The organism is [Flexibacter] sp. ATCC 35103, from assembly GCF_001975985.1.
Classification (GTDB): domain Bacteria; phylum Bacteroidota; class Bacteroidia; order Flavobacteriales; family Flavobacteriaceae; genus Flavobacterium.
The window spans coordinates 346,643-363,245 of record NZ_MTQF01000005.1; the positions used below are offsets into that span (position 1 = coordinate 346,643).

Below are 16,603 nucleotides of genomic sequence, written 5' to 3' on the forward strand. Positions count from 1 at the left end.
TGCCGATTTTTGTCGCTTCTTAAAATCAACGTAAAATGGCAATAGAAGGTAAAGAGATTATTTTATTAAAAGTTTCTGGGCATGATAAAATAGGAGTAACAGCAGGATTAACAGCCGTATTGGCTACTTATGATGCCAATATTTTAGATATTGGTCAGGCTGATATTCATGACACGCTTTCTTTGGGAATTTTATTCGAAATCGAAGCCGGCTCAAGTTCAGGACCTGTTTTGAAAGACTTATTGTTTAAAGCTTACGAATTGGGTGTTAAGGTAAAATTTATCCCAATTTCTGTAGAAGATTACGAAACCTGGGTAAAATCACAATCAAAACAACGTTATATAATTAATATTTTAGGAGAGAAACTGGCAGCTTCACAATTAGCAGCAGTGACTAAAATAATGTCAGATCAAAACCTGAACATCGATTCTATAATTCGATTAACAGGCAGGACTTCTATCGTCGAAAAAGAAGAATATCCACGATCTTGTATACAACTGTCCGTTACTGGCGAGATTGTAAATAAGATCATTATGACCGCAAGTTTCATGGAGATTTCCAGAACCCTGAATGTCGATATTTCATTTCAGGAAGATAATATTTACAGACGAAACCGTCGTTTGGTTTGCTTCGATATGGATTCTACTTTAATTCAAACAGAAGTTATCGACGAACTGGCAGAGCTAAACGGAGTAGGAGAGCAAGTTCGTGCCATTACAGAATCGGCGATGAATGGAGAAATAGATTTCAACGAAAGCTTCAAACAACGTATGGCGTTATTAGAAGGTTTGAGCGAAGATGTTTTGCAAAATGTTGCCATCAATTTACCAATCACAAAAGGAGCACATCGTTTGATGAAAGCCCTAAAATATTACGGTTATAAAACGGCTATTTTATCTGGAGGTTTCACTTATTTTGGAGAATATCTGCAAAAAGAATTGGGAATTGATTACGTTCACGCCAATCAGTTAGAGATTAAAGACGGTAAGTTAACCGGTAAATATTTAGGAGAAATCGTAGACGGTCAAAAGAAAGCCGAATACCTAAAAGCGATTGCCGAAAAAGAAGGAATCCACATCAACCAAACTATTGCAGTTGGTGACGGAGCAAACGATTTACCAATGCTAAACTTAGCCGGTCTGGGAATCGCCTTTCACGCAAAACCAAAAGTTAAAGAAAATGCCGCAACCTCAATCTCAAGTTTAGGCCTTGACGGAGTTTTATACTTATTAGGATATCACGACAGATATATTGATATGATGTAGAAAAGGGCTTCTCCCGAAGTTTCGGGAGAAGGGCTTTTGTTGTAGAACTTTTGTATTGAAAAAGGGGCTTCTCCCGAATCCTCGGGATCGCTCAGTCTGACAAACAAGAAAAAAATCTGTGTAAATCTGCGTTTTCGCAAAGCGAATCCGTATGATCCGCGTGCTTTTACATTTCGTAGAAATAAACCTTAGTAACTTAGAATCTCAGAACCTTGGAGTCATAATAATGGCATGTCCCCTCCGGGTCGGGCTATCCGTTTCAATCTTTTGTGCCGAACCCCGGCACAAAAGGATTTCCACTTCTATCCCTCATGCGATTTAATAAAATTCACATATTATTGAAACTCTAGTTTTTTACAAGCAGTTTTATTTTTAATTGCCTCCAGTTTTAGCTGGAGAAAATTAATAGAAATGAATCAAGATCTTAGCCAAAATATTGAACAATGTAGAATTTTTGACTAAAGCCGCGTGCAGATCTATTTATACCGCTAAAGCTTGTGTCTATTCAAATGTGATTGTTTTTTTTAGTGCTAATGAGATTATGTAAAGAACTATTCTTGCTTAATGCTTATTAGTTTTATAAATGTTTCATTTTCATCGGTTAATTGAGCAGTATATTTAATTTTTAGATTGTTTAAATATTCAACATTAATATGGGACTCACAGTCACATTTTTTAATGTTATTTTGTTTTTTCAACGTTATAATGTTTGATAATTTTAAATTATCAAGAATGTTAGTTGCATATTTTTCAGCTATTTTTCTTTGCTCATTCGAGAAAGAATAATCATTTGGAGAAGCATCTGCAGATTCAACATGATCTAATTCAAAATTAGAATTTGAATATTTTAAAATCAAAGGATATCTTAGTTCTTCTTTTAAAATATTTAATGTTATTTTTTTTACGTTTTCGTCACTGCACTTTGGAGTGTTTCTTAGATTGCATGAAAAAAAGAATGGAATGATTATAAGAACAATTTTATTCATTTATTATTTTATAATTGACTATTTTAAATCCCTACATCTCCTTCAATTGCTCCAAATAATCTCTTTGGTTCGAAAGTCTCGGAATCTTATGTTGTCCGCCAAGTTTATCACGTTCCTTTAGCCAATCATAGAATAAGTTTTTACGTGCTACATTAATCACTAGAGGATTCAGCGTCATATTGTTATGGCGTTTGGCTTCGTAATCAGAGTTTAAAGTCTGCAAGGTTTCATCCAGAACTTTCTGGAAAAGACCCACATCAGCTGGTTTTTTCTTGAATTCGATCATCCATTCATGAGCGCCTTTTTCTTTGTCCTGCATAAAAATAGGAGCAACCGTATAATCGATAACTTCAGTTTGCGTAACCTGACATGCTTTGGCAATCGCCTGATCTGTATTTTCGACCATTAGCTCTTCGCCAAAAACATTAATATGATGTTTGGTTCTGCCTGTAACACGAATTCGATATGGGTTTAAAGAGGTGAAACGAACCGTATCGCCAATTAAATAACGCCATAAACCAGAATTGGTCGTAATAACAATAGCGTAGTTTTTATTGAGTTCGACATCAGCCAGACGAATTACTTTTTGATTTGGAGTTCCAAAAGTATCCATCGATATAAATTCGTAAAAAATACCATAATCCAGCATTAGTAGTAAATCGCTCGAATTATTTAAATCCTGAATTGCAAAGAAGCCTTCAGAAGCATTGTATATTTCGTAATATTTAAAATCTTTACTAGGTAAGATGTTTTTATATTGTTCTTTATAAGGAGAAAAACTCACGCCTCCGTGAAAGTAAACTTCCAGATTGGGCCAGATTTCCAGCAAGCTTTCTTTACCTGTATTTTCTAAAACCTTATTCATTAAAACCAACATCCAGGATGGTACTCCTGCAAAACTGGTTACATTTTCATTTTTGGTTTCGTTTATAATGGCAGCAATTTTAGCTTCCCACTCACTCATTAAGGATGTTTTGCTGCTTGGTGTGCTGCTGAATTCAGCCCATATAGGCATGTTTTCAATCAAAATAGCAGATAAATCCCCAAAGAAAGTATTGTTGTTTTCATAAATCTGAGAACTGCCGCCTAAACGGAGACTTTTCCCCAAAAACAATTCAGAATCTTCATTATTGTTCAAATACAAACAAAGCAAATCTTTGCTTCCTTTATAGTGGCAATCTTCTAAAGCTTCGGTACTTACCGGAATAAATTTACTTTTTGCATTAGTAGTTCCGCTTGACTTGGCAAACCATTTTATAGGAGTTTCCCAAAAAACGCCCTGTTCACCCTGACGCGTACGTTCTATTAAAGGTTGTAATTCTTCATAAGTTGCTATAGGAACCCTTTCAGCAAAAGTTGTATATGACTTTATAGACTCAAAATCATATTGTTTGCCTATAACTGTATTCTCTGATGCTGTTAATAAATTGTGCAGCAGTTCTTCCTGAACTTCGTTGGGATATTTTAGAAAAAGTTCTATTTGATGTATCCTTTGTTTCAGAACCCAGGAAGCAAACGAATTTATTATTGATAAGGGCATGAGTCAATTTAGATTTTAGTCCCGATAACTATCGGGAGGTTTTAGATTTTAGATTTTTTCTTTTAATGCGAAAATCAAAAAATATAAAATTTGAATATCGATCGACAAATACTAACTTTGCCGTTGTATCAAAAATAGTGTTTTTTTGTAAAAAAACAGTTCTATAAAAGTAAAGATTCCAATAGGTAATTGGAATTTTAACAAATAAAAGTTCACAATACGGAGAAATCTAATATCTGAAATCTACAATCTAAAATTCTTATGACATATCAAGGTGTACTTACAAAAATGCAAACTGAAATGGGAATCCCAATTCAATATTATCTGGTTTTCGAGGATAGTTTTCTGAATATGAACCAACTTTTGGATAAAGAGATTGAGATTAATTTTGCAGGTTACGAATGTTTGAATTGTCATAAAAAGAAAAAAATATTTCGTCAGGGATTTTGCTATGATTGTTTTTATTCCAGTCCGGCCGTTGGTGACTGGATTATGAGACCGGAATTAAGTACAGCCCATTTAGGGATTGCAGACCGTGATCTTGAATACGAACAAAAAGTGCAACTCCAGCCTCATGTTGTTTATTTGGCTTTGGCAAGTGAAGTAAAAGTTGGCGTAACACGTAAGACCCAGGTTCCAACCCGTTGGATCGATCAGGGCGCAACGCAGGCTATTGCAGTGGTTGAGGTGCCTAATCGATATCTAGCCGGTATTACAGAGGTCGCTTTAAAAGAACATTATACAGATAAAACAAACTGGAGAAAGATGCTTCAAAATACAGGGGAAAGCTTTGATCTTCTGGCAGAGAAAGTAAAAGTAGAAAGTTTAATTCCTGATGAAGCAAAAGAGTATTTCTATTCTCAAAAAAATGATGTGTACCAGTTAAATTATCCGGTTCTCCATTATCCTGCTAAAGTTGCCAGTTTAAATCTCGATAAAACACCATCTTTTCAGGGAAAATTAACGGGAATTAAAGGTCAGTATTTAATTTTTGAAAACGGAACGGTTTTCAATGTTCGTAGTTCAGAAGGCTATGTTGTCACTATAAACGTCTAGTTTTATCACCCAACCGTCTACAGTATTGGGCTAACGGTCTAATATATAATTATTTGTATTATAGTTTTTGTAGTTTTAAATCTCTTTCAATTAGCTGAATATGTGAATGTTGATACATTTCCTTACAATTTTGTAATAATAGCTTATTGAAAGAATTTACTTTTAGAAAAAAAAAGATACTAGTTTTAAGCTAGTTGAATTCTTGATTTTTCTAAGGTCAAAATGCAGATTTAATAATTCGTAATCTATTTTATAAGATGAGTGTTGTAGCAAAAATAAATAATTTCAGGCGTAGCTTAATGCGCAACCTTACTAAGAATATTGGTAAAGCAAGATCACAGGAAGATATCATTTTAGTTGATAAAAAAGATATAAAAAGAATCTTGATCTGCAGACCAAATGGAAGATTAGGGAATTTATTATTGATAACACCTCTCGTCCAGGAAGTCACGGAAATATTTCCAAATTGTAAAGTCGATTTGTTTGTTAAGGGAACATTATCACCAATTATTTTTGAGAACTACAAAAATATCGATAAGATAATCGACTTGCCAAAAAAGCCTTTTAAAAGTTTATTGAAATATATGAATGTCTGGATTTCGATAAAAAGACAAAATTATGATATTGCGATCAATGTAGATCAAAATTCTTCTTCAGGACGTTTGGCAGTCCAGTTTTCTAATGCCAAGTATAAATTTTACGGAGATTCGAATGAAGAAACTCAACTTGTAAAAAATGATTACGAACATATCGCCAAATATCCGGTATATAACTTTCGACATTACTTAACCAAACTCAGATTTCCTAAAAGTAATAAAATTATACCACCTTTAGATCTCAAATTATCATCTTCTGAAATTGCCGAAGGAAAGAAAATTTTGAATGAGCTGTTTCATAATGATAAAAGAACAATCTGCATATTTACTTTTGCAACAGGAGAAAAATGTCTGTCAGAAGAATGGTGGGGGAATTTTTATACCAAACTAAAAGAAGAATATAAAAATTACAATATCATCGAAATTTTACCAGTAGAAAATGTTTCACAAATTGCATTTAAAGCACCATCATTTTATAGCAAAGATATTCGCGAAATAGGTTCTGTGATTGCCAACGCCGATTTATTTATTGGTGCAGACAGTGGTATTATGCATTTGGCAAGTGCTGTACAAACGCCAACGATTGGTTTATTTTCTGTATCCAATATCAAAAAATACGAACCATATGATAATTGTAGTGTTGCGGTAGATGTGAATTTATATACCAAACAAGATTATCTGAAAACAATAAATTCAATCCTGAATAACGGGAAATTAAATAGCTACTCAGACGCTATTTAATAAAAAATACTCATAAAAANNTTTTTATGAGTATTTTTTATTTCTTCTTGAATAAACCATTGATTAAGTCACTGGCTTTTTTCGTAGCTTCCTGAGTTTTCTGTTCTTTTTCAGTTGCGGCAGCTTTAGTAGTATCTTTTGCTTTGGTGTTTTTATTGATTAAATCAGTAAGTGCAGAAGTACCTTTTTGAGTTAGCTTTTCTTTTTGCTGATTTACTAATTGAGTGGTTAAACTCGTAACCGCAGTTTTCATATCCGTAGAAACCTTTGGTTTAGAAAAGTTACCTGTAATAAGTGCATTTATCGGAATGTTTTGCAATTTTGCAGCATCAGCAGGAGACATTTTTGCGATAAAAGCATTTGCTTCACTTCCTAAATATTTTGCCGGTACATCTAATTTTAAGTTGTAATTCATTGTTTGATCAAAACCGTGAGTTCCGCCAACAGTAACTTTAATGTCCTGATATTTAATATCAAATGGTTTTACGTTTACTTTTCCGTCTTCAAAAGTCAGGGCAGCTTTAATATCATTTAAATTCACCTTATTCATATCAATAAATTTAAGGTTTGAAGTCAATGCATTTAAAACAGTTGAATTTTTAGTATTTACAGTTGTAGAAAGCAACTGACCTATTAAATCTCCCGAAATAGATTTTAAATCCGGAGTAAGTTCATTTGCATCCAGGTTTCCGTTTAATTTGATGGTAGAGTTTAATTTTCCATTGATGATTCCTGCAATAGGCGCAATTTTTTTCATCATGTCTAATTGCGTAAAAGTTTGCGAAATATCAACCTGGTTAAAACCTAAATTCATATCAAACGTAGGAACTTTTGCTTTTGTAGAAACTGTTCCTGTTAAGCCAATTGTTCCTCCAAAAATCGAAGTTTTAAAGTTTTCTAAAGTTGCTTTTTCATCTTTAACAATCAATTTTCCTGAAACATCTTTTAGTTTTAAATTATCATACAAAACCGTTGTTGCTTTTGCATTTATGGTACAATTTAAAAAAGCAGGAATCTTCATGGCTTCAGCAAGTTTTGCTGTTGTTGGTTTAGTTTCGCCTTCTTTTCCGGCTGCAGTTCCGGTTTTTGCAGGTTCTCCGGCAGTCATAAAATCATCAACCGCCAATTGGTTCGAGCTCATATTAAAGTTTCCTCTTAGTTCTTGTTTCTTAAACATGAAACCGTAAAAATTCTCTAAAACCCCATTAATGCTTAAATCGCTTTTTCCGGTTGTAGCGTCAAATTTCTTTAAATTAATAGTGCTTGGGTTAAACTCAACCAAAGCCGTACTAATGTTCATTGATTTGTTGTTTTCATCCGTATATTTAAATCCTGACAGACTCATCGTTCCGGCATTTTTAATGTTTTGATATTGGCTTTTTTCTACAGATGCCATATCAAATTGAGTCGTTACATCAGCTTTTAAAATACCTGCAAGAGGTTTGTCTATTTTAATAGGATATGCTTTTGAAAGATTAGCTAAATTCACAGTTCCTTTTAAGGCTGCATCTACAAACGGATTCACGGTTATGTTTTTAATATTTGCTTTAGCATTAAAAACATCCTGATCGATTCTAAAGGATAACTTGTCTAAATTAACGTAAGTATCGTTTAAAATTCCTGTTTCATTGATAATCTTCGTATCGATTACAATATTCTGAACTGATTTTGGTAAGTTAGGATATTGAAAAGAAGCATTGTTAGACGCAATTGCAATATTAAATTTAGGAACAGTAGTATCTGTTAATTGTCCTTTTGCAAAACCAACAACAGTAAAATCTCCAGTTGTTTTTACACCTTCTAAACTTGAAGAATAAGCAGAAGGAATCAATCCTAAGAAATTAGTAAATGATGAGGTTGGCGTTTTAAATTTTAAATCATAAATCTGACCTGCTTCTACCATCTGGATAAAACCGTCAAATTCTAAAGGCAACTGGTTGATTAAAGCTTTATTTTCTTTAAAAGTATATTTGCTTTTTTCTAAATCAATTCCTAAAACAGCGTCCAGCGTTAGTTTTACATTTTTCATGTAATTGATTTTGTCCATATCCAAAGAAACGTTAGCCGTAGATTTCGTTGTTAGATCTAATTTAGAATTCGTAAAATCTCCGGTTCCTTCATGGTTTAAACTATCGATAACCATTTTTATTTTTGAACCCTGATCGATGTATCTAAAAGTGAAATTTTCGATTTTATAGTTCTGAATTTTTAAAGAAAGCGGTTTGCTTGCTTCGTCTGTTTTTGTTTCTTTTTTATCTTTTAAAGCAATATCAAAGTTTCCGACACCGTCTTTATTAAAAATAATATTAATCAAACCATTTGTAGAACTTATTCCCTGAATATTTAAAGGTTCATCTTTACCTTTAAAAAGTTCTTTTATGCTCATTTTTAAATTCAGTTCACCTAGCGAAACCAATGTATCGCCTTCAAAAGGTGCCTTGTTAATGATTACCAGTTTTTCGATTCCAACCGTTGCATTCGGAAAGTTTTTGAACAAACTTAAATCAGCATCAGCAAAACTTACCTTAGCATCAACACTTTCGTTGATTGCATCTGCAATTTTAGCTTTTATTTGATCTTTAAAGAAATACGGAATGGCAAATAATGCGGCTACAATCACCACGAGAACGATGGCTGTAATTTTTAAAATTTTCTTTAACATATAAATAGATTTGAGGATTTAATTTATAATTGACTCCTTGCAAAAATAGTTTTTTTTGATTGAGATCAAAGATAAAATTTTTGTAAAATGTAAGAATAATTTTAAATTTTAATAAAAAATAAAATCCGCCTGAATATATATTCAAACGGATTTTTTATGGTTTTATGATTTTGATTATTTTTTTATGAAAGAAACAATCTTCTTAGTCATGATTTCTGATATAGGCAAGGTTTCATTTGTATAACTTTCGATATTGGCCTGATTATCACCTTCGATAGTTTTCATAATATGATTCATGTTTTCTACGATCAATAGTGCTGCATTTTTATTGGCTTGCGCCAGTAGTTCTGCATCTTTTACCGTTACTTGCAAATCCTTGTTTCCTTGCAGAATCAAAATAGGAACATTTAATTTCTTAATTTCTGTTTGCGGATTGTATTTAAACCATGAAATCAAATATGGCTGAATACTTGCCCGAAAAAGCGAATTAAGCATTGGATCGACTTTGTTTACCGTATTTCCGCTTTTCAGGCTATCAATAATAGGAAAAGTCATTTCCTCTAATTGTTTATTTGATTTGGCAGCTATTTGTGCTTTTATCAATTTATCGGCAGATTCTCCGGGACCTGCAATAGAAATAAACTTGTTTGCCTTTGCTCCGGCAATCATTCCTATCAAAGAACCTTCACTATGACCAATAACAATCACTTCAGAAAAACGTTTGTCTTGCTTCAACAAATTAATCCAGCTTTTAGCATCTTCTGTATAATTTTCAAAAACCAGAGTTTGCTCAGAAACAGCTGAAGCTTTGCTTTCGCCAATTCCTCTTTTATCATATCGCAAAGATGCAATTCCGTTTTTTGCCAATGCTTCTGCCAGCATTTTTAACGAATTATTTTTCATCATTGCATTATTTCCGTTTCTGTCTGTTGGTCCTGAACCTGAAATTATTAAAGCTACCGGATATTTTGTCTTTAAATCAGGAGTAGTCAATGTACCAAAAATCTGATCGATATTAATCTTTAAAATCAAAGGAGATTCTTTAAAAGTAATTTCGCTTTTGTCCTGAGCATGAATTACACTCAGAAATAAAAAGACAATAAGAGCAAATAATTTTTTCATTTTGCGAATAGAATTATTTAATATTTAATCCAAAAGGAAGCATCGCCTGAACTCCTTTTTGTTTTTGAAGTCTTTTTACCTGCTCAATAAGCATATAATTCTCTTCGCCAATTTCTTCTTTTATAAAAGCTTCTTTCGATTGTGCAAAAGGCAAATTAGAAAGTAAATCGTTGAATGTTTTTTCGTATTCAGGATAATTCTGTGTACTGTATGATTTTACTTTGGCAATTTTTGCAGCTTCGGCAATAGCGTCATTTAAACCTCCAATTTTATCTACCAAACCAATTTTTAAAGCTTCAGATCCTGACCAGACTCTTCCTTGCGCAATAGCATCAACTTGTGCAAAAGTCATTTTTCTGCCTTCGGCAACATGCGTTACAAAAGTGTTGTAAATATGTTCTACACCTTCAAGAGTAAAGGCTTTAAACTTTTCGTCAACAGGCACAAACGGACTATAATTAGCTGAGTTTTCGTGTGTTTTCACCTGTTCTGTATTAATCCCTAGTTTATTAGCTAAAGGAGTAAAATTAGGTAAGATGCCAAAAACGCCAATAGAACCTGTAATTGTGTTACTTTCTGCGAAAATTTTGTTCGCATTACAAGCAATATAATATCCTCCTGAAGCGGCATAATTTCCCATAGAAACGATAACAGGTTTTACTTTTTTGGTGATTTCAATTTCTCTCCAAATCAAGTCAGATGTTAAAGCATTTCCGCCTGGACTGTCAATTCTAAGAACAATTGCCTTTACATCTTCGTCTTTTCGGGCTTCCTGCAAAGAACGGCGCATAGAACCTTCACCAATTACGGTAACGTCACCTTCGCCACTTTGTATTTCGCCCTGCGCATAGATAATAGCAATTTGATCTGTCGCTGTATTCGTTAAAGCAGTTGTAATATTATTTTGAGTGTAATCTAAAATCGAAATTTTGTTATAATCATCATCGCCGGTAACTTTCAAAGCTTTTTTGATTGCATTATGGTAAACATCTTCATAAGCAATAATATCTACCAGATGTTGGGCTTTTGCCATTTCCGGAGTTCTTGCCAATAAACCGTTCGCGATTTCGTTTAATTTATCAAGAGGAATATTTCTGCTTTTTGAAATATCAGTAGAAACAGTTGTCCAGATCGAATTTAAAAGAGCAGTTACTTGTTCTCTATTGGCATCGCTCATTTTATTTTCTAAAAATGGTTCAACTGCACTTTTATATTTTCCATGACGAATCACTTCCATATGAATACCTGATTTATCCTGAAAATCCTTAAAGAACATTACTTCAGACGAAAGTCCTTTAAAATCTAAATCACCTGCAGGATTTATATAAACCGTATTGGCAACAGAGTTTAAATAATATTCTTTTTGAGAATACGTATTTGCATACGCCCAAACGAATTTTCCTGATTTTTTGAAACTTTCAAGTGCATTTCTCAAATCCTTATATTGAGCCAAGCCTAAAGAAGATTCATCATTAAGAATCGAAATTCCTTTAATATTATCATCTTTTTTTGCTGCTTCAATTGCATTGATTACATCTGTTAAGCCAACGCCTTTTTTTTCTGAGAAAACAGTTACCCACGGATCTTTGTATTTTCCGGCATAATCATTTTGAATTTGTTTCAAGTCTAATTCTATAACCGAATCATTTTTGACAGAAACCTTGTCATCTCCTCCAAAAATAGCTCCTATAAGAATTATTCCGAAAAAGAAGAACATGATAAATACAAAAATACCGACAACTGTGGCAATTACATTTCCTAAAAACTTCATAAGTATATTTTTTTAATAAGTAGCAAAAAAGATTGGTTTGTTACAAATGTACTCTAAAAACAAATTATTTATTATATACGATTTGACCAAATATTTGTACTTTTTACATTTTTAAATTCTAAATTAAAGATAGGATATTTTGAAGGATATCCGAGGTTTTTTTAAACAGTAAAAGGAAATAAAAAATCAGAAACAGTTGGAAACTTCTGATTCTTGAGTTAAATAATGTGGTTAATTCTGGAATAGTTTTAGTTAATTTGCATTAATTATGAAGTCACAGCATCAAGTCGTTTTATCTATAGGAAGTAATCAGGGAAACAGGTTAGCAAACATCGAAAGTTGTATCGATTTGATACATCACGAAGTAGGAACTGTAATCAGGGTTTCAAAACTATATGAAACTCCTGCCTGGGGTTTTGAGAGCGATGCTTTTTATAACTGTGCTTTAGTTTTACACACCACTTCATCAGCACAAAAAATCCTGAATCAGGTTCTAAAAGTCGAAAAACAGTTAGGACGAATCAGATCTAATGAGCAAGGATATCAATCCAGAATTATAGATGTGGATGTGATTGTTTTTGACGATGAAATTATTGATTCTGAGAAATTACAGGTTCCGCATCCTTTAATGCAAAACAGGAACTTTGTTTTATTGCCTGTGCAGGATTTAAAATTAGATTGGAAACATCCTGTTTTTCAGAAATCTATTCCGGAATTAATTGCGATTTCACCAGATGACAGCGTTTGTACAATAGTTCAGGATTTAAAAAATCCTTTGCGTCAAATTGCACTGGAAAATTTTAATTATATTGCTTTTGAAGGAAATATTGGAGCAGGAAAAACTACTTTGGTACAAAAAATAGCTGAAGATTTTAATGCAAAAATGGTTTTGGAACGTTTTGCGGACAATCCTTTTTTACCCAAATTTTATAAAGATCAAAATCGATATGCTTTTCCGTTAGAAATGTCTTTCCTTGCAGATCGTTATCAGCAATTATCAGATGATTTGGCACAGTTTGATTTGTTCAAGGATTTTATAGTCGCCGATTATCATATTTTTAAATCCTTGATTTTTGCTAAAATTACTTTAGCCGAAGACGAATATCGCTTGTATCGAAACTTATTTGATATCATATACAAGGAAATGCCAAAACCGGATTTGTATGTTTACTTATATCAGAACTCTGAACGATTGCTTCAAAACATCAAAAAGCGCGGCAGAACTTACGAACAGAACATTGAAGCCGAATATCTGGATAAAATCAATAATGGATATCTGGACTATATTAAATCCCAAACCGATTTGAATGTTTTAATCATAGATGTTTCTGATCGTGATTTTGTAAAAAAACACGAAGATTATCTTTTTATCTTAAACGAAATCCAAAAGAAGTTAAGTTAATTAGATAATTAGAGAATGTGCCAATTAGATAATTTTGGCAACGCAATTTTCAATTATCTCATTATCTAATTGACAAGCTATTAATTAGATAATTAGAGAATGTGTCAATTAGATAATTCTGAGAACGTATTTTTAATTATCCCATTTTCTAATTGGCACATTTTCTAATTAAAAATATTATCTCTTTAAAGTAAAATGACCTCTTAAAACAGGTTTCGTATTATCAATTTTCAGGGCATACCAATAATCTGAAGCAGGTAATGGCGTTTGCTCAAAAGTTCCGTCCCAGCTCATTTTAGAAGCATTTAATTGTGCTATTAATTTTCCATAACGATCAAAAATAGTTACCTGTGCTTCCGGATAATTTTCCATTCCCGTTACTTCCCATAAATCATTATAAGAATCATTATTGGGTGTGAAAAATGGCGGAAAAACAAGTACCACAAAATTTTGTGTCGTTTGTCCACAGCCGTTTTTGTCTCTTACATAGGCAGTTTGTAAACCTCCGGCAACATTATAAAACACATTAGAATCCTGAAAATTTGCTCCATCTACAGAATATTCAAAATAATCAAGTTCTTTTTTTAGATAAATTACGGCTGTCGTTCCGTTTACATCAATTCGATCTACTTGAGGAAGCAGGCGTTCATTGACTATTATTGTTTTTCGGCTCGTACAATTTTCAGGAGCGGGACTTGTAACGTCTACTGTATAAGTTCCGCCAGTATTTGCATCAATAGTTGGAGATGTTGCGCCGGTATTCCATAAATAAGTCATTCCTGCAATCCCTGCATCAAGAGTAATTTTTTGAAATTGGCACAAGGCCAAAGTTTCATTTATAACAGCAGGAGGAGTATAAATAACAACATTTACCGGTGTACGATTTGAATTGATGCACATACTATTTGAAGCTTCTGCATAATAAGTAGTGTTGGCAGAAATTGTAGGTGTAGTAAAGTTATTGCCCATATAAACGCTTGTTCCTCCAGTAGAAGATGTAAACCAATTAATGATGCCAACGTTTGCATTGGCTGCAAGAACAACACTTCCTGATCCGCAATTATAAACTGTTGATGAAGCTGCAACAGGTTGACTTGGCGTTGCATTTACGGTAACAACGACCGGTTTTCTATTTGATTCGCATCCGGCATCAACATAATAAGTTGTCGTTGTATTTAGTATTGGAGTTGTATATGAATTTCCTGTTGCTAATAAATTTCCGCCAATAGCGGCATCATGCCAGCTAATTGTTGCTCCGGTTGTTGCTGTTGCGTTTAATGTAAAACTTCCTGAATCACAAACAGAGTTTAGATTTGGATCAGGTGTTGCAACCGGAATTGTAATTTTAGTACTCGCGGCAATTTTTAAAGGCAATTCACCCGGCATTCCGCCATATTCTACCACATAACCTTTAGGCTGATAATTGCCGCTTGTATCTCCTGCATTCGACAAATCATTCCAGGATCCTTTTATTCCAATGCCGGGTTGGGTAACATGTGCATATTTTTCATTTCCTCCCTGATTATTTGGTTCTCCGCTATTCCAGAAAGCAAAATTTGGAGTGGATCCATTTGCAGTTCCGTTCCAGAAAACAGTTCCCGCTTCAGGTCCTGTAACCCATTTCCAGACATTGTCGGTTTCAGTATCGCTTCCGCCAATCCAGCCCGTTCCGGAAGCTTGTTCTCCAATTAATTTAGCTTCATCCGTAGATAAAATAGTAGCCAGATATCCTTTTAATCCATAGTAATTTCTGGCTTCAGCAGCAGTTTTTGCAGCTGACCATGTAATGCCAATACTGGGAACAAATAAATAATAATGTTGGGTTGAAGGCAAATAATTGGCTTGACCAATAGTTATAGAAAAAGTTCTGGTTCCTGAAGATGTTGCTGAAGAATTTGTAAATACAACATCTTTTACAGCAGCCACTATATCTGAATACAATAAATCGATACCAGCTGGACTTGTCAGAGTCAGCTTTCCTGATGATGCGTCCCAAATTTCTTTTATATTGGGGTACAAAGCAGGATTTAAAAGTTTGAGAAGATCAAAACCGGAAGAATAACCAGATGAAATTTGAATATATACTGCTTGTGTTCCTGTTTCTCCGGGATCATGTGTTATAGAAAAATCAGTAACAATTTTAATATTATTTGTGGGGCAATAGAATTGATCGCCCGAAGCATTTAGCACTGGCGGAAGAGTTGTGCTGGCATTACATTTATCAGCATACATTGCAATGGCATCTTTATAAGAAGGCCAGTTAGTATCAGAGTAGGATTTGTTATCTACTTGTATGCAGCTCAGATTTGGGTTCGACTTTATATCCAGTTCTTTTATATTAGTATTGCTTCCGTTTTTTAAGTTCAAACTAAGTAGTTGATTGTCGTTGACTCTAAGATGAGTTAAAGCAACGTTTTTTGAAACATCAAGGACAGGTAGTTTATTAGAACCGCAATAAAAAAATATTAAAGACAAATTATTTGAAGTATCCAGGTTTAATAATTGATTATTATCGATGTTAAGACTTTTTAGAAGGAGATTTTGGGCAATATCAATAGTTGATAACTGATTAGAGTTGCAGAATAAATCAATTAAATATGCATTTTTAGAAACACTTAAAGCTGTTAATTTATTCGTGCTGCAATATAAAATTCTTAAATATAGATTTTTACTAAGATCTAAACTGGCTATTTGATTGTTTTCACAATTTAAATAATTTAAACCAGTATTTTGTGAAGTGTCTAAAGTAGAGAGTTTATTAAACCCGCAGCTTAGAGTTATAAGTTTGCTATTTTTAGAAACATCTAAAATAGTGAGTTGATTCCCTATACAGTTTAATGTAATTAATAATAGATTGTTAGAAATATCTAAGTTCAGTAATAAGTTATTGTCTAGATTTAAGGTATTTAAAGAAGGGTTTTTGCTTAAATCTATAGTTGTCAGTTTGTTATTTCTGGCAAAAAGCATAGTTAAAGCTGTATTTTTAGAAACATCAATGCTTGTAAAATTATTATTGTCGATGTATAAAAACTCTAGATTGATATTATTTGAGAGATCAAGCTGTGTTAAGTTATTAAAACTGCAAATTAAATAAGTAAGCTGTAAATTATTGGAAAGATTTAAAGTACTGATTCTATTTCTTTGACTTGGATCAGTGTCAATTGCGCCAATGTTTAGTTGCTCTAATTTTACAAAAGCTTCAATTCCTGTTAAATCTGAAATGTTTTTTCCTGGAATTTCTAAAGATGTTATTTCACTAATTTGTGCTGTTAGAACTTTACCATCAATTACGCCACTGTCAATTCCTAAATCAATTAAAGCTTTTTCAAAGTTTGGATCCGGAATCGGTGTAAATTGGGCATAACCGAAAAAACCAATTAAAAATAAAAACCAGGTAATTCTATTTTTCATAAGCAATCTATTTCTAATTCTCTTTCGTAAATGTACTTAAGAGAATTGTAA

At 33.1% G+C, this 16,603-nt stretch carries 10 protein-coding genes; 4 read left to right on the plus strand and 6 right to left on the minus strand.

All coding sequences use genetic code 11. The features are described 5' to 3' along the window. Positions 1-35: 35 nt before the first annotated feature. Positions 36-1,265 (plus strand): phosphoserine phosphatase SerB, encoded by a 1,230-nt coding sequence (gene serB, locus BXU01_RS12640; RefSeq protein WP_055095097.1) that lies wholly within the window; start codon positions 36-38, stop codon positions 1,263-1,265. A gap of 551 nt (positions 1,266-1,816) precedes the next feature. On the opposite strand, the gene BXU01_RS12645 is transcribed toward serB, so the two are convergent. Then, positions 1,817-2,251: a hypothetical protein gene (locus tag BXU01_RS12645; RefSeq protein ID WP_083693536.1), complete on the minus strand. Its 435-nt coding sequence runs from the start codon at positions 2,249-2,251 to the stop codon at positions 1,817-1,819. Between the two features lie 31 nt (positions 2,252-2,282). Continuing rightward, positions 2,283-3,791, minus strand: a complete 1,509-nt coding sequence (locus BXU01_RS12650; protein WP_083693537.1) for a GH3 auxin-responsive promoter family protein — start codon at positions 3,789-3,791, stop codon at positions 2,283-2,285. A gap of 261 nt (positions 3,792-4,052) precedes the next feature. On the opposite strand from BXU01_RS12650, the gene BXU01_RS12655 reads away from it, so the two are divergent. Next, complete coding sequence (locus BXU01_RS12655) at positions 4,053-4,847, plus strand: DUF2797 domain-containing protein (RefSeq protein WP_083693538.1); 795 nt, start codon at positions 4,053-4,055, stop codon at positions 4,845-4,847. 257 nt (positions 4,848-5,104) lie between these two features. Next, positions 5,105-6,184, plus strand: a complete 1,080-nt coding sequence (locus tag BXU01_RS12660; protein ID WP_083693539.1) for a glycosyltransferase family 9 protein — start codon at positions 5,105-5,107, stop codon at positions 6,182-6,184. A gap of 37 nt (positions 6,185-6,221) precedes the next feature. Here BXU01_RS12660 and BXU01_RS12665 read toward each other — a convergent pair whose 3' ends face one another. The 3 genes from BXU01_RS12665 to sppA all read right to left on the minus strand — a co-directional run bounded on the left by BXU01_RS12665 (position 6,222) and on the right by sppA (position 11,739). Then, positions 6,222-8,846: an AsmA family protein gene (locus BXU01_RS12665; protein ID WP_083693540.1), complete on the minus strand. Its 2,625-nt coding sequence runs from the start codon at positions 8,844-8,846 to the stop codon at positions 6,222-6,224. Between the two features lie 174 nt (positions 8,847-9,020). Continuing rightward, positions 9,021-9,968, minus strand: coding sequence for an alpha/beta hydrolase (locus BXU01_RS12670; RefSeq protein WP_083693541.1), 948 nt, complete (start codon positions 9,966-9,968; stop codon positions 9,021-9,023). Between the two features lie 13 nt (positions 9,969-9,981). Continuing rightward, positions 9,982-11,739: a signal peptide peptidase SppA gene (gene sppA, locus BXU01_RS12675; protein ID WP_083693542.1), complete on the minus strand. Its 1,758-nt coding sequence runs from the start codon at positions 11,737-11,739 to the stop codon at positions 9,982-9,984. 268 nt (positions 11,740-12,007) lie between these two features. On the opposite strand from sppA, the gene folK reads away from it, so the two are divergent. Beyond that, positions 12,008-13,141 carry a 2-amino-4-hydroxy-6-hydroxymethyldihydropteridine diphosphokinase gene (folK, locus tag BXU01_RS12680; protein ID WP_083693543.1) on the plus strand — a complete coding sequence of 378 codons (1,134 nt, stop codon included), beginning with the start codon at positions 12,008-12,010 and terminating at the stop codon, positions 13,139-13,141. A 177-nt stretch (positions 13,142-13,318) separates the two neighbouring features. On the opposite strand, the gene BXU01_RS23890 is transcribed toward folK, so the two are convergent. Then, positions 13,319-16,552, minus strand: coding sequence for a T9SS type B sorting domain-containing protein (locus BXU01_RS23890; protein WP_255373758.1), 3,234 nt, complete (start codon positions 16,550-16,552; stop codon positions 13,319-13,321). Positions 16,553-16,603 lie beyond the last annotated feature (51 nt).